Below are 20593 nucleotides of genomic sequence, written 5' to 3'. Positions count from 1 at the left end.
TCTCCAACTATTACAGTTTTTCAACCAACCAAGGAGTCACTGACTCCAGTGCCGCAGGCAGTGCCGCTGCATCGGTACCACCAGCCTGAGCCATGTCCGGACGGCCGCCGCCCTTACCACCAACCTGCTGAGCAACCAGGTTAACCAGCTCACCGGCTTTAACCTTACCCGTCAGATCTTTGGTCACGCCGGCAATCAGGCCAACCTTGTCGCCGCTGACGTTACCCAGAACGACAATACCGCTGCCTAGCTGGTTCTTCAGCTCGTCAACCATACCGCGTAGGGCTTTGTTGTCCGCACCTTCCAGCTTGGTCACCAACACCTTCACGCCGTTGATTTCCTGCGCCTTGTTGATGAGGCCCGCACTTTCCTGCGCAGCAAGCTTGTCTTTCAGCTGCTGAATTTCTTTTTCTAGCTGCTTGCTGTGGGCAACTAGTGCGCTAACTTTGTTTGCTACCGATGCCGCGTCAGATTTCACCAGGCTTGCCGTTTCAGCCAGCAATGATTCCTGCGCATGCAATGCAGCAATCGCTGCCTCACCCGTTACCGCTTCGATGCGGCGGATACCGGCTGCGATACCACCTTCCGATACAATCTTGAACAGGCCGATATCACCAGTGTTAGATGCATGGATACCACCACACAGCTCAACAGAGAAGTCACCCATGCTCAGGACGCGAACTTCATCATCATATTTCTCGCCAAACAGCGCCATCGCACCTTTTTCTTTGGCAGATTCGATGTCCATCACGTCAGTGTTGATCGCGTGGTTGAAACGGATTTGCTCGTTCACCACACGCTCGATTTCACGCAGTTCCTCCGGCTTCACCGCTTCTAGGTGAGAGAAGTCGAAGCGCAGACCTTCCGGCTTAACCAGCGAGCCTTTCTGGGTTACGTGCTCACCAAGCATGTTGCGCAGCGCTGCGTGCAGCAGGTGGGTCGCCGAGTGGTTCAGGCTCGTCGCCGAACGGCGAGCGGCATCAACAGTTGCCGTTAGCTTGTCGCCCACTTTCAATGCGCCTTGTGCCAGCTTACCGGTATGCCCGATAGCGTTGCCGAACTTCTGGGTATCCGCAACCACAAACTGAACACCTTCTGCGGTCATGGTACCGGTGTCACCGCACTGACCGCCTGACTCGGCATAGAACGGCGTGTTGTCCAATACGATCAATGCATCTTCACCGGCATTGATCGCGTCAACGGCTGCGCCTTCACGGTAAAGGGCAACCACAGAGGCTTGACCTTCAGTCGCATCGTAACCGCAGAATTCAGTATCCGCGTCGACTTTAATCGCGTCGTTGTAATCTACGCCGAACTGGCCAGCATCACGCGCACGCTGACGCTGAGCTTCCATCGCATCGTTGAAGCCTTCTTCGTCGATAGAGAAACCACGCTCGCGAGCAACATCGTTGGTCAGGTCTGCTGGGAAACCGTAGGTATCATACAGTTTGAATACGGTTTCGCCGTCTAGTACCTTGCCGTCAAGGTTATCCAGCGCTTCGGCAAGGAGCGCCATACCGCGGTCCAGAGTACGACCGAAATTGTCTTCTTCGATCTTCAGTACTTTCTCGACCATTTCCTGCTGTTTCTTCAGCTCTTCGCCTGCCGTCCCCATGATTTCAGCTAACGGGCCGACCAACTTGTAGAAGAAGGCACCCTTGGCACCCAACTTGTTACCGTGGCGAACCGCACGACGGATGATACGGCGCAGTACGTAACCGCGGCCTTCGTTGGACGGCATCACACCGTCTGCGATCAGGAATGCGCAAGAGCGGATGTGGTCGGCGACAACGCGCAGTGACTGGTTGCCCAGATCGTCGTGGCCGATAACGGCAGCAGCTTCTTTGATCAGGGTCTGGAAGATATCGATCTCGTAGTTGGAGTGCACGCCCTGCATGATCGCAGAGATACGCTCGATACCCATACCGGTATCTACCGACGGCTTGGGTAGCGGCTCCATGGTACCGTCTGCCTGACGGTTGAACTGCATAAATACGTTGTTCCAGATCTCGATGAAACGGTCACCATCTTCTTCGGGCGTGCCCGGGCGGCCGCCCCAGATGTGTTCACCGTGATCGTAGAAAATTTCGGTGCAAGGGCCACAAGGGCCGGTATCGCCCATTTGCCAGAAGTTGTCTGACTCGAACGGCTTGCCGCCTTTCTTGTCGCCGATGCGCACGATGCGATCAGCCGGTACGCCCACTTCTTTGTTCCAGATCTCGAACGCTTCGTCATCGGTCTCGTAAACGGTCACCAGCAGGCGATCCTGTGGCAGTTTCAGCGTCACGGTCAGGAATTCCCAAGCAAACTTGATCGCGTCTTGCTTGAAGTAATCGCCGAAGCTGAAGTTACCCAGCATCTCGAAAAAGGTGTGGTGACGAGCGGTAAAACCAACATTTTCCAGGTCGTTGTGCTTACCACCAGCACGGACACAGCGCTGAGCTGTTGTTGCTCGAGTGTAGTTGCGCTTTTCCAGACCTAGGAATGTATCTTTAAACTGGTTCATCCCCGCATTGGTGAACAGCAACGTCGGGTCGTTGGCAGGCACAAGAGATGAACTCTCGACTACCTGGTGGCCTTTACTCTCAAAAAACGCAAGAAACGCACGGCGAATCTCATCAGTGCTCATGTACATTGGCAAATCCTGAATAATGCTTTTATGTAAACTGAATGGTCGAATTTAACTGTCTTAATCGCCTGCCCTGAGTTCCACCATGCCCTCGGCAGGACAATTCGGGCAGGCAGTGATGGGACTAAAATAAATTCTTTGGCGGTTATTGTAAAACAACGGCAGCCAATACGGGAAATGTTATGTTCAGAAATAAGGCAATTTGTCCCTCGCTGGCGATGTGCAGGGGGGATCTTGGGGGTTGAAGGCAGGATTTCAGCTATTGACGACAGTTTGCTGCCAACTCAGTACTCATCGTCGACACCGAGAGCATATTTCACCTGTTCGAAGTCAAAGCCCCGGGACTGCATGAAGCGTAGCCGACGGGCTTTTTCCTTATCCGTCTCCATCGGAGTGTCACCATACTTTTTCTGAGCGACTTCACGGGCATGCTCGAACCAGTCGAATTCATCCCCCTCGAACAGCTGGCTAACCACTTCCTCATGTATCCCCTTGAACGCCATTTCCTGGCGGATCCGCAGCTGCCCCCAGCCCTTGGCAATACCGTTGTTCAACAACCGCTCGGCAAAGCGGGCATCGTCGAGCCAGTTGTAGTCTTGGCACAGGGCAACAGCCTCATCAACCTCAGCCTGCTCATAGCCGCGCGCCAGCAGCTTCTGCTGCAACTCCTGCTCGGCATGGTCGCGGCGCGACAAATACCTCACGGCTGCCTGCTTGGCATTCTGTACTGGTTTCTTTGCTCTCATTGTCTTCTCGCTCCAAACAAAAACGGGCGTGGTAATGCTACCGCGCCCGCTTCTCTATTCTGTCATCCAGCTTCACTGGCTCAATGATTTAGAATGCCTGATCTTCTGCATCTTCTTCTGTCTGAGCTTCTGCTGCCGCCTCTTCCAGGGCAGCTGGAGCTAGCAGAAGTTCACGCAGTTTCGCTTCCAGCTCTTCGGCAATGTGGCTGTTTTCCTCGATGTACTTACAGGCATTAGCCTTGCCCTGGCCGATCTTGTCGCCCTGGTAGCTGTACCAAGCACCGGCTTTCTCAACCAGCTTATTCTTCACGCCAAGGTCGATAAGCTCGCCATAGCGGTTGAAGCCCTTGCCGTAAAGGATCTGGGTTTCCGCCTGCTTGAACGGTGCCGCGATCTTGTTCTTCACAACCTTGATGCGGGTTTCGTTACCGACAACCTCGTCACCTTCTTTGATCGCGCCAGTACGACGGATATCAAGGCGAACAGACGCGTAGAACTTCAGTGCGTTACCACCGGTGGTAGTCTCTGGGTTACCGAACATCACACCGATCTTCATACGGATCTGGTTAATGAAGATACACATACAGTTAGACTGCTTCAGGTTACCGGTGATCTTACGCATCGCCTGAGACAACATACGCGCCTGCAGACCCATGTGCGAGTCACCCATTTCACCTTCGATTTCAGCCTTAGGCGTCAGAGCTGCAACGGAATCGACAACCAGAATATCTACCGCGCCAGAGCGTGCTAGGGCATCGGCAATTTCCAACGCCTGCTCACCGGTGTCCGGCTGGGAAACCAAGAGCTGGTCGATATCAACACCCAGCTTGCGGGCATAGATAGGGTCAAGCGCGTGCTCTGCATCGATGAAGGCACAGGTTTTGCCCTGACGCTGAGCAGCCGCGATAACTTCTAGCGTAAGCGTGGTTTTACCTGAAGATTCGGGACCGTAGATTTCAACGATACGGCCCATAGGCAGACCACCAGCACCCAAGGCGATATCGAGAGACAGAGAACCGGTAGACACGGTTTCGACATCCATAGTGCGGTTGTCGCCCAACTTCATGATCGAGCCTTTACCGAATTGCTTTTCAATTTGACCTAACGCGGCGGCGAGTGCCTTCTGCTTGTTGTCGTCCATTCGACTCTCCAAGGAATGCTTAATTAATGCTTAAACTAAGTACTGATAATGATGACTAGTATACTGTCTATTCATACAGTGTCTAGCACTGTATGAAAATTTTTTCGCCAAATTGATCTTGGCCACCGACAACTCAGGATTGTGCCATCAGAGCTATCAATCCAGATAACGCTTTTTCAACGGCTTGCTGGCGCACCTCTTGGCGATCACCAAAAAACAAGCAGGTTTCTACTTTTGATTTACCCGTTTGATCGGCCCAAGCAAAGCACACAGTGCCAACGGGTTTCTCCTCACTGCCGCCACCGGGACCTGCGATCCCGCTGATTGCCACCGCAATATCGCCGCGAGAATGAGCCAGTGCCCCTGCGGCCATTTCGGCAACGACCGGCTCGCTCACTGCACCGAACGCTGCCAAAGTTTCCGCCCTAACACCAAGCATCTCCTGCTTGGCCTCGTTACTGTAAGTCACGAATGCCCGGTCAAACCATGCCGAGCTGCCTGCAATATCGGTAATGGCTGAGGATACCCCGCCACCGGTGCAGGACTCGGCGGTGACGGCCACCCAATTGCGCTGAGCCAATGCCAGCCCGACCTGTTGTGCTAATGCCATCGTCGTTCCCTAAATAAATTCACCTTGGCCAATACGGCTTATTCGCATCGCCCGCAGCCCTTCACATTACTCGGCCTATCCCTCGCGGGCAAGCCTCTTCCCCGGTCCCCCTCTTGCCATGAGGAAAGTACTGTATCGGCAGGACCGGATCACGTATCCTAGGCGGCCAGTAACTTCCCTCCGGATATGCAGGGTAATCCAGCGCTCCGGCCACAATGTAGCAGGCAACGACGTGACAATAAAAGGCATAGAAAAGCACACCCCCATGATGCAACAGTATTTGCGGATCAAGGCAGAGAATCCGGAAGTCTTGCTGTTCTATCGAATGGGTGATTTCTACGAACTATTTTTTGATGACGCCAAGCAGGCTTCGCAACTGCTGGATATCTCGCTTACCAAACGCGGCTCATCCAATGGCCAGCCAATTCCGATGGCCGGTGTGCCATACCATGCGGTAGAGGGTTACCTTGCCCGTCTCGTTCAGCAGGGCGTCTCTGTGGCTATCTGTGAGCAGGTCGGCGATCCTGCCACCAGCAAGGGCCCGGTTGAGCGCAAGGTGGTGCGGATCATCACGCCGGGTACCGTCAGTGACGAAGCGCTGCTGAGCGAACGCCAGGACAACCTGATTGCGGCGATCTACCACGAGGGTAACCAGTTCGGCTACGCCACGCTGGATATCACCTCCGGCCGCTTTATGCTGACCGAGCCCGAGACCGAAGAAGCGATGCAGGCCGAACTGCAGCGTACCAGCCCCGCCGAGTTGCTGTACCCGGAAGACTTCGCACTGCCAGGCCTGTTCCACGGCATGAAAGGCGCCCGCCGCCGCCCGGTGTGGGAGTTCGATCTCGAGACTGCGCGCCAGCAACTGACCATGCAGTTCGGGACCCGCGATCTGGTCGGCTTCGGCGTCGAACAGGCACAACACGGCCTGTGTGCCGCCGGCTGCCTGATGCAATATGTCAAGGACACCCAGCGCACGGCCCTGCCGCATATCCGCTCGATTACACTCGATACCAAAGATCATTCAGTGATCTTGGATGCCGCCACCCGCCGCAACCTCGAATTGACCCAGAACCTGGCCGGCGGCTTCGACAATACCCTGGCCTCGGTGCTCGATCAGACCGCGACACCAATGGGTAGCCGTTTGCTCAAGCGCTGGCTGCATCAGCCGATCCGCGACCGCCAGCAGCTCAATGGCCGCCTTGATGCCATTACTGCCTTCAAAGACACCGGGCTGTTTTTGGATCTGGCTGGCGTACTGCGCCACATGGGCGACTTGGAGCGTATCCTTGCCCGTTTGGCCTTGCGTTCTGCCCGCCCGCGCGATCTCGCCCGCATGCGCACCGCGCTGCAACACCTGCCTGAACTGGCGGAGATGCTCGGCGACATCGACCAAACCCGTATCGGTGAGCTGGCCGGCCTTGCCGCGCCGATGGACGAACTGTGCGAGCTGCTTGAGCATGCCATTATCGAAAACCCGCCTGTGGTGATCCGCGACGGTGGCGTCCTGGCGCCGGGCTACAATGCCGAGCTAGACGAGTGGCGGGACTTGGCCGACGGTGCCACCAAGTTCCTGGAGGAGCTAGAAGCCAACGAGCGCGAACGCCATGACATCGACAGCCTGAAAGTGGGCTTCAACAACGTCCACGGTTTCTATATCCAGGTCAGCCGTGGCCAGAGCCACCTGGTGCCAAGCCACTATGTGCGCCGCCAGACACTGAAAAACGCCGAACGCTACATCATCCCGGAGCTCAAGGAGCACGAGGACAAGGTTCTCAACTCGAAATCGAAAGCCTTGGCGCTGGAGAAGAAACTGTGGGAAGAGCTGTTTGATCTGCTGCTGCCACACCTGGAGCAATTGCAAAACGCTGCAGCCGCGATTTCCGAGCTGGATGTGCTGGCCAACTTGGCCGAGCGTGCCGATACCCTGAACTACTGTCGCCCAGAGCTGACGGAAACCACCGGCATCGAAATCACCGCCGGCCGCCATCCAGTTGTCGAGCAGGTGCTGAGCGAACCGTTTATCGCCAACCCGATCTCGCTCCACCGTGATCGCCGCATGCTGATCATCACCGGCCCGAACATGGGCGGTAAGTCGACCTACATGCGCCAGACCGCCCTGATCGCCCTGCTGGCCCATGTCGGCTCTTTCGTGCCGGCCGAAGCCGTCAAAATCGGCCCGCTGGATCGGATTTTTACCCGTATTGGAGCCTCCGATGACCTGGCGTCAGGCCGCTCGACCTTCATGGTGGAGATGACCGAAACCGCCAACATCCTGCATAATGCGACGCAGAATAGCCTGGTATTGATGGATGAAATTGGTCGTGGTACCAGTACCTATGACGGTCTGTCACTGGCATGGGCCAGTGCCGAATGGCTGGCCGACAAGATTTCGGCCATGACGCTGTTTGCCACCCACTACTTTGAACTGACCGAGCTGCCATCGCTGATGGACGGCCTAGCCAATGTCCACCTTGACGCGGTAGAGCACGGTGACGAGATCGCCTTCATGCACGCGGTACAGGAAGGTGCTGCCAGCAAGTCTTACGGCCTGGCCGTCGCCAGCCTGGCCGGGGTCCCGAAGTCGGTGATCAAGCGCGCCAAGTTCAAGCTCCAGCAGCTGGAGGCCAGTGGCCACCAGCAAGCCGTAGCCCCAGCCAGCCAAACGCCGGTGGCCGAGCAGCAACTTAGCCTGCTGCCGGAGCCAAGTGAAGTCGAAGAAGCCTTGGCTCGCATCAATCCGGATGAAATGACGCCGCGCCAGGCGCTGGATGAACTCTATCGCCTGAAAGCACTTCTGTAGGTGGAGAGGGCTGACTAGTAAGAAATCAAAAGGGATGCCAAACGGCATCCCTTTTTGCAATCACCGAAAAAAGTGTGGAATAAAAGACCCCGGCTAATTACATTTGTTCCTGATTGAACAGCGACTCAATATTCAGCCCCTGATGGGTCAGCATATCACGCAAACGGCGTAGGCCCTCGACCTGGATTTGGCGTACCCTTTCCCGAGTTAGGCCTATCTCGCGGCCAACATCTTCCAGGGTTGACGCCTCATAGCCCAGCAAACCAAAACGGCGGGCCAGCACTTCACGCTGCTTCGGGTTGAGCTCTTGCAGCCAATGGACGATGGACGTTTTGATATCGTCATCTTGGGTTGATGTTTCGGGACCACCGCTCTTCTCATCGGGGATGATATCAAGCAGGGCTTTTTCCGAGTCACCGCCGATTGGGTTGTCCACCGAGCCCACACGCTCATTCAACCGTAGCATCCGGTTGACATCGTCGACTGACTTATCCAGTTTGAGGGCGATGTCTTCAGCCGTCGGCTCATGATCCAGCTTCTGTGCCAGTTCGCGGGCGGTACGGAGGTAGACATTGAGCTCTTTGACGACGTGGATTGGCAGGCGAATGGTACGGGTCTGGTTCATGATCGCCCGTTCGATGGTTTGGCGGATCCACCAGGTTGCGTAGGTTGAAAAACGGAAGCCGCGCTCCGGATCGAACTTTTCTACCGCTCGGATCAACCCCAGGTTACCTTCTTCGACCAAGTCGAGCAGTGCCAGGCCACGGTTACTGTAACGGCGGGAAATTTTAACCACCAGTCGGAGGTTACTTTCGATCATCCGCTTGCGGGCGACTTCGTCGCCACGCAGCGCACGGCGGGCGTAGAGGACTTCTTCCTCTGCGGTAAGCAAGGGGGAAAAACCAATTTCACCCAGGTAGAGCTGGGTCGCATCAAGAGCTTTCTGCGAAGCCCCGTATTGCGACATATCGACATCATCATCGCTAGCACTAACATCTTCGGCTTTGGTTTCGACAGTTGCGGAATCAACTTCCATTTCTTCGTCAAATTCAAAGTCTTCAATATCTGCAGCAGTATTGCTTCCACTCATAGCGCCTCCCAGATGGCGAGTTAGCAAGACATTACAACTTTACTATGCCATGTTGTCTATCGCGGTAAATAACGCATTGGATCTACGGATTTACCTTTGTAACGGATCTCAAAATGCAGCTTCACAGTATTCGTGCCCGAGCTTCCCATCGAAGCAATTTTCTGGCCAACCGATACCTGTTGCTGCTCCTTGACATAAACTTGGTCGTTGTGGGCATAGGCACTGAGGTAATCATCGTTATGCTTGATAATGACCAAGTTGCCATATCCCCGAAGCGCATTACCGGCATAAACCACCACCCCACTGGCAGACGCATTGACAGATTGCCCACGCTGCCCGGCGATGTCGATACCCTTATTGCCGTTCTCCGAATTGGAAAACTTGGCAATGACACGCCCCTTCGACGGCCAAGCCCATTTAGCCACTTTAGCGTTGCTAGGTTGCGGCTTATTTGTAACAACTTTGTTACTTTTGGTTGTTTGAGAGTACTCTTTTGTGGGAGCCGGATCAACATTTTTATTGGCGACTTTTTGCGCGTTTTGCGCCTGGGATGCTGCCGCCGGAGCCGGTTGCTGGGAGGCCGGTTGCTGGGAGGCCGGTTGCGGTGCAGGCTGCGGCTTGGCCGCTGGCTTTGGTTGAGCCGATTTAGAGCTTGTTGTTTTTGTTGATGTTTTAGGTGCAGGGGTAGCGGCAACTGCAACCGGAGCTGCACGCCCGTACTGCGGGGCGACATATTTCGGCCGCCACAGTTGCAACTTCTGACCAGGAAAAATGGTATAAGGAGCCGACAATTTATTACTTCTAACAATATCGTCGACATCCCGCCCGGTAATGTAAGAGATGAAGTACAGGGTATCGCCCTGCTGCACTTCATAATAGCTGCCGCGATAACTCCCGCGCTCAAGGCTGTTATAGTCCTTGCCGAGGCTCATTACCGGTGCAGGGCTGTGATTGCTACAGCCAGACAGCATTAGGCCTGCAACTAATGCTGCCAGCTTCCACGCCCTTGCTGAAGACAACACCCTGACCATTCTTACTACGCCAACTCCCCGGCAACCAGAGGTACAAAGCGTACCGCCTCAATATCACGATAAGTAAAGCGCTCGCCTTCGCGAACGATCACTTTCAATACCTGTGACACCTCGCCCACCGGGATCACCAGTCGGCCTCCGTCAGCGAGCTGCGCGAGGAGTTCGACCGGGATCTCAGCCGCCGCCGCCGTCACGATAATGGCATCAAACGGGCCTTTACTCGCCCAGCCACGCCAACCATCACTGTGCTTGGTCGAAACATTATGCAGCTCAAGCTGTTTCAGGCGCCGCTTCGCCTGCCACTGCAGCGCCTTGATCCGCTCGACGGAGTAAACATGGTTGACCATGTGCGCCAGTACCGCGGTTTGGTAACCGGAGCCAGTACCAATTTCCAACACCCTTGAACCGGGAGCCAGCTCCATCAGTTCGGTCATCTTGGCCACGATATAGGGTTGCGAAATAGTCTGCCCGCAGCCAATAGGCAGAGCATTGTTTTCATAAGCTTTGTGTGACAGGGCCTCATCGATAAACAGTTCTCGCGGGACAGATGCCATCGCCTGGAGCACCTTTTCATCTGCAATCCCCTGACGGCGCAAATAGTTCAGCAAAAGTGTCCGCTCGTCCACGTTACGCATTGCGACTATTTCTCCTGTTGCTCAATCCACTCACTGATCCCTGCCAGCGCGTCATGCGCGGTAAGATCAACCTGCAGTGGGGTTATCGATACACATTGCTGCTCAATGGCGTAAAAATCAGTGCCAGGCCCGGCATCCTGGCAAGGCCCCGGCGGACCCAGCCAGTAAAGCTCCTTGCCCCGGGGATCGATTCCCTTGACCATATTCTCGGCACGGTGACGGGCCCCCAGGCGGGTCACCTGCCAAGTCCCTAGATCTGAATAAGCGACATCCGGCACATTGATATTTAAAATTTTATTGCTCGGCAGTGGCTGTGACTGCATTTTTTGCAGCACTCGCTTCACCACCTGGGCGGCAGTGTCAAAGTGCTGATGCCCGACCAAGGATACGGCTATCGCCGGTACACCGAGGAAGTGCCCCTCGGTCGCCGCCGCAACCGTGCCTGAGTACAGCACGTCATCTCCCAAGTTGGCACCGTGGTTGATCCCGGCGACGACCACATCAGGGCGCTCATCGAGCCATTCATTGAGTGCAAAGTGGACACAATCTGTCGGCGTGCCTTCCACCGAGATCCGCAGCTCACCTTCATGGCGGATCCGCAGCGGGTTATCCAGAGTCAACGAATTGGACGCCCCTGACCGGTTTCGGTCCGGGGCAACCACCGTCACCTCGCCAATTTCGCTCAATGCCTCCGCCAGGGTATTGATCCCCTCAGCGAAGATACCATCATCATTACTGATCAGAATTCGCATCGTATCCTTCCTGTTGTGGCAGCTCGACCATGAGCTCGCGAACGACTGCGGTGGCAAAACAACCAGCCGGTAGCGCAAAAGAAACCGTAACCGTGTCGCCATCATGCTGCCAAGCCATGTCCTGCGGTTTCAGCAGCAACGGCCGGCGTTCATGGCGCATCCGGTTATCGCGGATCAACTTCAGCAGCAACGGTTCTTGCTCGACAATCTCCATTTCGAACGCTTCGCTTTGGCCACACGTCGGCAAGGCATTGTCGCCCATCATCGGGGCGGTAATGCTGGCAGTGCCGTTATCAACAGCCTGCTGCCACTGCGCAATATCGGCTTCCACCAAGTGGCCCCCCTCATCACCATCGACTTGCAGCAAGTCACCATCAATAACGGTGTGGACATCCTGCTGCTTGATGCGCTCGGACAGCACCATGTTAAACAGCCACGAGCGAGCGGCTGACAAGTAGAAGCTGCGCTTGCTCTTGTCGCGCACGCGGAATTCATCATTGCCCCAGGCCCGTGCCTTGACGACATTGTTGCCGCCATGGCCAAAACGCTGTTCACCGAAATAGTTCGGCACACCCAGTTTGGCAACCTGCGCCAAGCGCGCCACCACATCATCGGCCTGATCCAAATCACGCAGGGTCAACTGGAACCAGTTGCCGACCAGATCCCCGGGACGCAGCTTCTTGTCATGGCGGGCGGTTTCCAGTACTTCGACACCGGGATGCTCGGCAACAAACTGGGCCAAATCCGGATCCGGTTTGCCCGGCAGGTGAACACTGAGCCACTGCTCGGTCACCGCATGGCGGTCTTTCAGGCCCGCCCAGCTCACATCGCGTGATTTGACACCGCAAGCTTTGGCCAGTTCGTTCACTACATACTTGGTGTTTTCACCGGTTTTACGGATCTTCACCATGAAATGCTCGCCCGTGCCGGCAAACTCGAAGCCAAGGTTTTCCTTTACTACAAAATCTTCAGGTTCAACCTTAATTCGGCCCTGACAGCTTGGTTTTCCATACAACCAGCTGAAGTTGTCCATTACCGTAGACATAATTACACCATTCTTTAGCAGCACCGAAATGCCAGAAGACAGGGCTACCACCGCCCTGCCCGATTTATTCTTTGCTGATGAGCACTACCGCTTCACAGGCAATGCCTTCTTTGCGCCCGGTAAACCCTAGGCGCTCCGAGGTGGTCGCTTTGACATTGATGTTGTCAACATCGGTCTCCAGATCCTCGGCAATAGCTTGACACATTGCATCAATATGCGGGGCCATTTTCGGCGCCTGGGCAATAATGGTGACATCCAGGTTGCCTAGGCGATAGCCTTTCGCTTTGACTTTGCGGTATACATCGCGCAGCAGCATGCGGCTGTCAGCCCCTTCCCACTCGGCATCGGTATCGGGAAAATGGCGGCCAATATCACCGGCAGCAATGGCACCAAGCAAGGCATCGCACACCGCATGCAGTGCCACATCGCCATCCGAGTGGGCAATCAGCCCCTGCTCATAAGGGATCGCAACGCCACCAATAATCACCGGCCCGTCGCCACCAAATTTATGCACGTCAAAGCCATGTCCAATTCGCATCATTGTTGCTCTTCCTTCAATAAATGTTGCAGGTAAAATTCCGCGATTGCGAGATCTTCTGGCTGGGTCACTTTCAAGTTGTCGGCACGCCCGGCAACCAATTTCGGCGCCATGCCACAGTGCTCCAGCGCGGAGGCTTCATCGGTGACGCTCGCCCCATCGGCCAGTGCTTTTTCCAGCGCCTGCTTCAGCTGGCCAGCACGGAACATCTGCGGAGTGAGGGCATGCCAGAGATCGCTGCGCTCCACGGTCGAGGCTATCGACTGCTGACCATTGCCTCGCTTCATGGTATCGCGCACCGGTGCCGCCAAGATAGCACCGTACTCGCTCGCCAGCGCCTCCTCGATCAGCTTTTGCAGATCGTGCTGGCGCAGACAAGGCCGGGCGGCATCGTGCACCAGCACCCAGGCATCAGGGTCATCGATGGCCGCCAGGCCGGAAAAGACCGAATCGGCCCGCTCCGCCCCGCCATTGACCCGGGTAACCTGGGGATGCTTCGCCAACGGCAGCGTTGGGAAATACGGATCTTGCTCGCTGACGGCGACCACGACGCGGTCGATCATCGGGTGCTGCAGCAGGCGATCAATGGTATGTTCAAGAATAGTCTTGCCTGCAATAAGCAAGTACTGTTTAGGTCGGTCAGCCGCCATCCGGCTTCCAACACCAGCAGCCGGTACGACTGCGATCAATTTATCTTTCATGGAATTCAGTCACTGACAATACGGAAAAAGGTCTCACCCGTTCCGATCATTCCCAGCTCGTTACGGGCTCGCTCTTCGATTGCTTCCTGACCGCGGTGCAGGTCATGAATTTCGAAATACATTTGCTGATTGCGCTGAGCCAGTTCGGCATTGGCCTGCTGTTGCACCACTACGTTGTCGCGCACCGCCAGGTAGTCGACCATGCCGTTCTTGCCGAGCCAGAAGTCATATTGTAACCAGCTAAGGATTGCCAGCAGCAGGAGGTTTAACAATCTCATTGCATCCTCTTGGCAATGGTATTAGAAATTAAGCTAATCATAACAGATTGAAACACAAAGACGTGTCAAGCCGCTGGTAATAATACCAAACTGAATATTACTCAGTTTGGTATATTCCCATAACTTGCAGGCTGACACTAGGGGCTGTAGGCCTCCAAGCCGCTATTCGCCCATAAAAAAACCGCCCCAGAAGGGCGGTTTTCAGTATCAGCTCGGGTTACCCCGACGCGCAGCTTTTAATTAAGCTTGGCCTTTAACTTCTTTAAGACCGTTGTAAGGTGCTTTCTCACCTAGCGCTTCTTCGATACGGATTAGCTGGTTGTACTTAGCAACACGGTCAGAACGGCTCATAGAACCAGTCTTGATCTGGCCAGCAGCAGTACCTACCGCTAGGTCAGCGATAGTTGCATCTTCAGTTTCACCAGAACGGTGAGAGATAACTGCAGTGTAACCAGCGTCTTTAGCCATCTTGATAGCAGCTAGAGTTTCAGTTAGAGAACCGATCTGGTTGAACTTGATAAGGATTGAGTTAGCAACGCCTTTCTCGATACCTTGAGCAAGGATCTTAGTGTTAGTAACGAATAGATCGTCACCTACTAGCTGGATCTTGTCGCCTAGTAGTTCAGTCTGGTGCTTGAAGCCATCCCAGTCAGACTCGTCTAGACCGTCTTCGATAGAAACGATTGGGTACTCAGCAACTAGGCCAGCTAGGTAGTGGTTGAACTCTTCAGAAGTGAAGATCTTACCTTCGCCTTTCATGTTGTAGTGGCCAGCTTCTTTGTCGAAGAACTCAGATGCAGCACAGTCCATAGCAAGAGTTACGTCTTTGCCTAGCTCGTAGCCAGCTAGCTCAACAGCTTCTTTGATTGCAGCTAGAGCAGCAGCGTTAGATTCTAGGTTAGGAGCGAAGCCACCTTCGTCACCTACTGCAGTGCTCATGCCTTTGGCTTTAAGAACTTTAGCTAGGTTGTGGAATACTTCAGCACCGATACGTAGACCTTCTTTAAGAGTCTTAGCGCCAACTGGCTGAATCATGAACTCTTGGATGTCAACGTTGTTGTCAGCGTGCTCACCACCGTTGATGATGTTCATCATTGGTAGAGGCATAGAGAACTGACCAGCAGTACCGTTTAGCTCAGCGATGTGCTCGTATAGAGGCATGCCTTTAGCAGCTGCAGCAGCTTTAGCGTTCGCTAGAGATACAGCTAGGATTGCGTTTGCACCGAAGTTAGATTTGTTTTCAGTGCCGTCTAGGTCGATCATGATCTGATCGATTTCAGCTTGAGCTTTAGCGTCTTTACCTACTAGAGCTTCAGCGATAGGGCCGTTCACAGCTTCAACAGCTTTAAGAACGCCTTTACCTAGGAAACGAGACTTGTCACCGTCGCGTAGCTCAAGAGCTTCACGAGAACCAGTTGATGCACCAGATGGTGCAGCAGCCATACCTACGAAACCGCCTTCTAGGTGAACTTCCGCTTCAACAGTTGGGTTACCACGTGAATCGATAATTTCACGACCTAGAACTTTAACGATCTTAGACATTGTGTTTCCTCTTGCTTTATCTTCAAATTAAAAGCTAAAAAAATAGCTGCAGCTAACACCCGCCGCAGCTATCCGTAATCCTTACTTGTTCAGCTCACCACGCTGGTTTTCGCCAGCCGCTTTCACGAAGCCTTCGAATAGAGGGTGGCCATCGCGAGGCGTTGAGGTGAACTCTGGGTGGAACTGAGCAGCCACGAACCATGGGTGGTTCGGGTTCTCGATGATTTCCACCAGTTTCTTGTCTGCAGACAGACCAGAAATCTTCAAACCCGCCTTCTCAAGTTGAGCGACGTAGTTGTTGTTTACTTCGTAGCGGTGGCGGTGGCGCTCGTGTACAGTTGGGTTACCGTATAGTTCACGCGCTTTTGAACCTTCCGCTAGGTGGCAAAGCTGAGAGCCTAGGCGCATAGTTCCGCCAAGGTCTGATTTTTCGGTACGCTCTTCAACGTTACCTTCACCGTCAACCCACTCGGTGATCAAACCAACCACTGGGTGCTTGGACTGAGCATCGAACTCGGTTGAGTGAGCGCCTTCAAGGCCTGCAACGTTACGAGCAAACTCGATCAGTGCCACCTGCATACCCAGGCAGATGCCAAGGTAAGGAATTTTGTTTTCACGGGCGTACTGTGCAGTCAGGATCTTACCTTCTACACCACGGCCGCCGAAGCCACCAGGAACCAGGATTGCATCAAGGCCTTCCAGTACTTCCGTACCTTTTGACTCAACATCCTGAGAATCCACGTACTTGATCTTCACAGACAGGCGGTTTTTCAGGCCTGCATGCTTCAGTGCTTCGTTCACTGACTTGTACGCGTCCGGTAGTTCGATGTACTTACCAACCATACCGATAGTCACTTCGGCAGTCGGGTTGGCTTCTTCGTAGATCACCTGCTCCCACTCGGCCAGATCGGCTTCTGGAGCCGTGATGCCAAAGCGCTGGCATACTAGGTCATCCAAGCCCTGAGCCTTGATAAGCTGTGGGATCTTGTAGATAGAGTCTACGTCTTTCATGGAGATAACCGCTTTCTCTGGCACATTACAGAACAGTGCGATCTTGGCACGTTCGTTAGCCGGGATCATGCGGTCTGAACGACAGATCAGCACGTCTGGCTGGATACCGATAGAAAGCAGTTCTTTAACTGAGTGCTGAGTTGGCTTGGTCTTCACTTCGCCAGCAGCCGCCAAGTATGGAACCAGCGTCAGGTGCATGAACATCGCGCGCTCGCGGCCTAGTTCAACAGCCAGCTGACGGATAGCTTCCATGAAAGGTAGAGATTCGATATCACCTACTGTGCCGCCTACTTCGACGATAGCGACGTCGTGGCCTTCAGCACCAGCAATAACACGTTCTTTGATCGCGTTGGTGATGTGTGGGATTACCTGAATCGTTGCACCTAGGTAGTCACCGCGACGCTCTTTACGCAGTACATCGGCGTAAACACGTCCCGCAGTGAAGTTGTTGCGCTTGGTCATCTTGGTACGGATGAAACGCTCATAGTGACCTAGGTCAAGGTCAGTCTCTGCACCGTCTTCCGTTACGAATACTTCACCATGCTGAATCGGGCTCATTGTGCCTGGGTCAACGTTGATGTAAGGGTCTAGTTTCATCATGGTCACTTTCAGACCACGTGCTTCTAGAATAGCCGCCAGCGATGCAGCAGCAATACCTTTACCTAGTGAGGATACGACCCCGCCCGTAACAAAAATGTAATTCGTCGTCATGTTTTACCTGGAAGATTGGTATAGAGGATATAAAAAGTATCTGGACGGGAAATTAGTATACCAGACACACTTTATCGCCACAACGTGAAAACTATCACAGCACGTTTGGTTTTTTTTTGTTTCAAATCAATTCTACTAAACTAGGTGACTATAGATTGACCATTCCCCGGTTCGGCCGCCCGTATCCTCTTCACCTAGATCACTTTGTCTTCAGCTCGTTGCGCTTGACCTCGTCCCAGATTGCATCCAGGTACTCCAGCGAACAATCGTCAAGGCGCTTCCCTTTTTCTAGCACAGTTTTCTCCACTTCGCGAAAACGGCGCTCGAATTTCTGGTTGGCCCGCTGCAAGGCGACTTCCGGCTTGACCTGCACATGGCGGCTGAAGTTGGCCACCGCGAACAGCAAGTCCCCCATTTCCTCTTCGATTCTATCCTGATCCGGTGACGCCTGGATGACCTCTTCCATCACCTCGTCAATCTCCTCCTGCACCTTGTCGACCACCGGGCCCAGGGTATCCCAGTCAAAACCGTGCTTGGCACAGCGCTTCTGGATTTTGTCAGCCCGGCTGAGTGCTGGCAGGGCGCGGGGAATATTGGCCAGAATACTGTCATCGCTGCCCTTACTGGCGCGCTCCTTGGCTTTCTCGGCCTCCCAGTTAGCGTTAATGGCCGCCTCGCTGGCAAACTCGGTATCAGAAAACACATGGGGATGGCGACGGGTAAGCTTTTCGTTGATCCCCTCGACCACATCATCAAAGTCAAACAGCCCCTGCTCCTTGCCCAGCTGGCTGTAGAAAATGACCTGGAACAGCAGATCGCCCAGCTCCTCGCGGACATCATCCCAGTTCTGCTGCTCGATGGCATCGGCGACTTCATAGGCTTCTTCCAGGGTATGCGGCACGATTGTGGCAAAGGTCTGTTTCAAGTCCCACGGGCAGCCCTGCTGCGGATCGCGTAGCTTGGCCATGATCTCAACCAGTTGTTCGATAGGACGCTGTGTCTTGCTCATTGAACTCTTCTCTGTCTACAAAAGAAAAAAGCGGCAGCCTCGGCTCCCGCTTTTGTCATCATAATACGGCTTAGTGGAGCCTTTTCGCTTCGGCGACGTCTCTCACCTGCTCGATGCGTTTGAGTACCCGGCTCAACACTTCAAGATCGGTCAGCTCGATATCGAAATCCATGATCGACATCTGCTTCTTGTAATCGACCCGGCTCTTCATGCCCGCCACTTTGACTTTCTCGTTGGCCAGGGTATTGGTCAGCTCCTTGAGCAGGCCGTTACGCTCAGCCGCGGTGACCCTAACTGTGATGTGGTAGTTACCGACAAAGCCGCCGCCCCACACCGTGTCAATGATCCGCTCCGGCGCAACATGGCGCAGCTCTTCAAGCTGCTCACAGTCACTGCGGTGAACCGAAATCCCCCGCCCCTGAGTGACGAAGCCCTGGATATCATCCCCCGGAATTGGCTGGCAACAGCGGGCAAGGTGGGTCATCAGGTTATCCACCCCTTCCACCACGACGGCATCACGCTGCGGCTTCTTGGTGGTCGCCGGTTTGCTGCTGGCTTCGGTCAGTTTCTCAAGCAGTTGCTGATCTTCTTCCTCGGCAGTGGGCTTGTTGACCAGGGCATTGATATGGTTGATGACCTGGTTGATACGCAGGTCACCGCTGCCGATCCCGGCAAACAGCTCATCGGTCGAGTTGACGTTGAAGCGCTTGAGCGCATAGGCCTCGGCATCTTTCATGGTCGCGCCAATCTTGACCAGCTCGATCTCCAAGATCTCGCGGCCAGCCAAAATATTCTTATCGCGATCCTGCTTGCGGAACCAGGCATGGACCTTGGAGCGGGCGCGGCTGGAATTGACAAAACCCAAATTCGGGTTCAGCCAGTCGCGTGACGGGTTCGGCTCTTTCTGGGTGATAATCTCGACCTGATCACCCATCTGAAGGTTGTAGGTAAACGGCACAATCCGCCCCTCAACCTTGGCACCAATACAACGGTGGCCGACTTCCGAGTGAATGTGGTAGGCGAAATCCAACGGCGTCGCATTGAGCGGCAAATCCACCACGTCGCCTTTCGGGGTAAAGGCGTAGACCCGGTCGTCGAACACCTGGCTGCGCAGCTCTTCGAGCATCTCGCCCGAGTCGGACATCTCTTCCTGCCAGGCAAGCAGCTTACGCAACCAGTTGATTTTCTCGTCGTAGGAGGATTTGGCTCCGCCCGATGACGAGCCACTTTCCTTGTACTTCCAGTGGGCTGCAACACCGAGCTCCGACTCTTCATGCATCTGCTTGGTACGGATCTGGATCTCGATAGTCTTGCCTTCCGGCCCCAACACAACGGTGTGGATTGACTGGTAGCCGTTCGGCTTCGGGTTGGCGACGTAGTCGTCAAACTCTTTCGGCAGGTGACGGTACTTGGTATGAACGATACCCAGGGCGGCATAGCAATCCTGGATTTCGTCGGCGATGATCCGCACCGCACGGACATCGAACAGCTCATCGAACGCCAGGCTTTTCTTCTGCATCTTGCGCCAGATACTGTAGATATGCTTCGGACGGCCCTGGACATCGGCTTTGATGGCCGACGCCTTCATATCGTTGGCCAGGTCCGTCACGAAGTGCTCGATATATTGCTCGCGGTCGATGCGGCGCTCGGAAAGCTGCTTGGCAATTTGCTTGTAGGTCTCCGGCTGGCGGTAACGGAACGCGTAGTCTTCGATTTCCCACTTGAGCTGACCGATCCCCAAGCGGTTGGCCAGCGGCGCGTAGATATTGGCACACTCTTTGGCAGCAGCCCGGCGCACCTCATCCGGCTCGTCTTTCACCTCGCGCAAGTTACAGATCCGCTCGGCCAGCTTGATCACCACGCAACGGAAGTCATCGACCATCGACAGCAGCATACGGCGAATATTATCGACCTGTGCCGACTGCTCTGCACCTTCCTTGGTGGCGTTGAGCTGACCGATGGCTGCCATCTGGCCAACACCGGTGACCATCTGCAAAATGGTGTTGCTGTAGTCTTCCTTAAGCTGCTCCGGGCTGTAGACGCCAGCCTCCACCAGCGGGAACAGCAGGGCTGCCACCAGCGTATCTTTATCCATGCTGAGCGTGACCAGGATCTCGACCATCTCGCGGCCCCGCCATAGCAATAATGACGCGCGCTCGTCCCCTGTCGTCAAGTCGATACAGCGCTGATAAGTCTTGGCAAGATGCTTCGCTACCTTGGCATCCTGCTTCAGGCTATCAACCCAAGATGAAAGCTCGAATGTATCATTTTCCTTTAAATGCGCACCGCGAACTGCGACCATTTCTCTATCCTGTTTACTC

Annotated in this window: 17 protein-coding genes; 1 reads left to right on the top strand and 16 read right to left on the bottom strand. The window is 54.6% G+C overall.

Features of this window, described 5'->3' with window-relative positions; genetic code table 11:
- Nucleotides 1–10: 10 nt before the first annotated feature.
- The 4 genes from alaS to pncC form a co-directional block, all read right to left on the bottom strand.
- On the bottom strand, nt 11–2635 hold the full coding sequence (gene alaS, locus PTW35_RS02650; protein WP_281026438.1) for an alanine--tRNA ligase: 2625 nt from the start codon (nt 2633–2635) through the stop codon (nt 11–13).
- A gap of 278 nt (nt 2636–2913) precedes the next feature.
- Nucleotides 2914–3375 (bottom strand): recombination regulator RecX, encoded by a 462-nt coding sequence (gene recX / locus PTW35_RS02645; RefSeq protein WP_281026437.1) that lies wholly within the window; start codon nt 3373–3375, stop codon nt 2914–2916.
- An 88-nt stretch (nt 3376–3463) separates the two neighbouring features.
- Nucleotides 3464–4516: a recombinase RecA gene (gene recA, locus PTW35_RS02640; protein WP_281026436.1), complete on the bottom strand. Its 1053-nt coding sequence runs from the start codon at nt 4514–4516 to the stop codon at nt 3464–3466.
- A 133-nt stretch (nt 4517–4649) separates the two neighbouring features.
- Nucleotides 4650–5126, bottom strand: coding sequence for a nicotinamide-nucleotide amidase (pncC, locus tag PTW35_RS02635; RefSeq protein WP_281026435.1), 477 nt, complete (start codon nt 5124–5126; stop codon nt 4650–4652).
- A 232-nt stretch (nt 5127–5358) separates the two neighbouring features.
- Here pncC and mutS point away from each other — a divergent pair, with 232 nt between their 5' ends.
- The gene (gene mutS / locus PTW35_RS02630; RefSeq protein WP_281026434.1) at nt 5359–7929 is read left to right on the top strand and encodes a DNA mismatch repair protein MutS; all 2571 of its coding nucleotides are present in this window, start codon (nt 5359–5361) and stop codon (nt 7927–7929) included.
- Between the two features lie 97 nt (nt 7930–8026).
- Here the strand turns inward: mutS and rpoS are convergent, their stop codons facing one another.
- From rpoS to relA, 12 genes are all read right to left on the bottom strand, one after another.
- Nucleotides 8027–9019 (bottom strand): RNA polymerase sigma factor RpoS, encoded by a 993-nt coding sequence (gene rpoS, locus PTW35_RS02625; RefSeq protein WP_281026433.1) that lies wholly within the window; start codon nt 9017–9019, stop codon nt 8027–8029.
- A gap of 56 nt (nt 9020–9075) precedes the next feature.
- The gene (locus tag PTW35_RS02620; protein ID WP_281026432.1) at nt 9076–10050 is read right to left on the bottom strand and encodes a peptidoglycan DD-metalloendopeptidase family protein; all 975 of its coding nucleotides are present in this window, start codon (nt 10048–10050) and stop codon (nt 9076–9078) included.
- 5 nt (nt 10051–10055) lie between these two features.
- On the bottom strand, nt 10056–10685 hold the full coding sequence (locus PTW35_RS02615) for a protein-L-isoaspartate(D-aspartate) O-methyltransferase (RefSeq protein ID WP_281026431.1): 630 nt from the start codon (nt 10683–10685) through the stop codon (nt 10056–10058).
- Between the two features lie 5 nt (nt 10686–10690).
- Entirely contained in the window at nt 10691–11437 is a 747-nt protein-coding gene (surE, locus tag PTW35_RS02610) for a 5'/3'-nucleotidase SurE (protein ID WP_281026430.1), read from the bottom strand.
- Nucleotides 11418–12482, bottom strand: a complete 1065-nt coding sequence (gene truD / locus PTW35_RS02605; RefSeq protein ID WP_281026429.1) for a tRNA pseudouridine(13) synthase TruD — start codon at nt 12480–12482, stop codon at nt 11418–11420. Before truD ends, surE begins: the two co-directional genes overlap by 20 nt.
- Nucleotides 12483–12546: 64 nt before the next feature.
- The gene (gene ispF / locus PTW35_RS02600; protein ID WP_281027421.1) at nt 12547–13020 is read right to left on the bottom strand and encodes a 2-C-methyl-D-erythritol 2,4-cyclodiphosphate synthase; all 474 of its coding nucleotides are present in this window, start codon (nt 13018–13020) and stop codon (nt 12547–12549) included.
- Nucleotides 13020–13721: a 2-C-methyl-D-erythritol 4-phosphate cytidylyltransferase gene (gene ispD, locus PTW35_RS02595; RefSeq protein ID WP_281026428.1), complete on the bottom strand. Its 702-nt coding sequence runs from the start codon at nt 13719–13721 to the stop codon at nt 13020–13022. Before ispD ends, ispF begins: the two co-directional genes overlap by 1 nt.
- 5 nt (nt 13722–13726) lie before the next feature.
- Nucleotides 13727–13999, bottom strand: coding sequence for a cell division protein FtsB (ftsB, locus tag PTW35_RS02590; RefSeq protein WP_039465214.1), 273 nt, complete (start codon nt 13997–13999; stop codon nt 13727–13729).
- Nucleotides 14000–14239: 240 nt separating this feature from the next.
- On the bottom strand, nt 14240–15541 hold the full coding sequence (gene eno, locus PTW35_RS02585; protein WP_039465216.1) for a phosphopyruvate hydratase: 1302 nt from the start codon (nt 15539–15541) through the stop codon (nt 14240–14242).
- 81 nt (nt 15542–15622) lie between these two features.
- Nucleotides 15623–17263 (bottom strand): CTP synthase, encoded by a 1641-nt coding sequence (locus tag PTW35_RS02580; protein WP_281026427.1) that lies wholly within the window; start codon nt 17261–17263, stop codon nt 15623–15625.
- 199 nt (nt 17264–17462) lie between these two features.
- On the bottom strand, nt 17463–18272 hold the full coding sequence (gene mazG / locus PTW35_RS02575) for a nucleoside triphosphate pyrophosphohydrolase (RefSeq protein ID WP_281026426.1): 810 nt from the start codon (nt 18270–18272) through the stop codon (nt 17463–17465).
- Nucleotides 18273–18342: 70 nt separating this feature from the next.
- Nucleotides 18343–20574 carry a GTP diphosphokinase gene (gene relA / locus PTW35_RS02570; RefSeq protein WP_281026425.1) on the bottom strand — a complete coding sequence of 744 codons (2232 nt, stop codon included), beginning with the start codon at nt 20572–20574 and terminating at the stop codon, nt 18343–18345.
- Nucleotides 20575–20593: the final 19 nt, after the last annotated feature.

The organism is Photobacterium sp. DA100 (genome assembly GCF_029223585.1).
Classification (GTDB): Bacteria; Pseudomonadota; Gammaproteobacteria; order Enterobacterales; family Vibrionaceae; genus Photobacterium.
The sequence above is the reverse complement of the archived record's forward strand: the minus strand, read 5'-3'. Positions and strand labels throughout refer to the sequence as shown.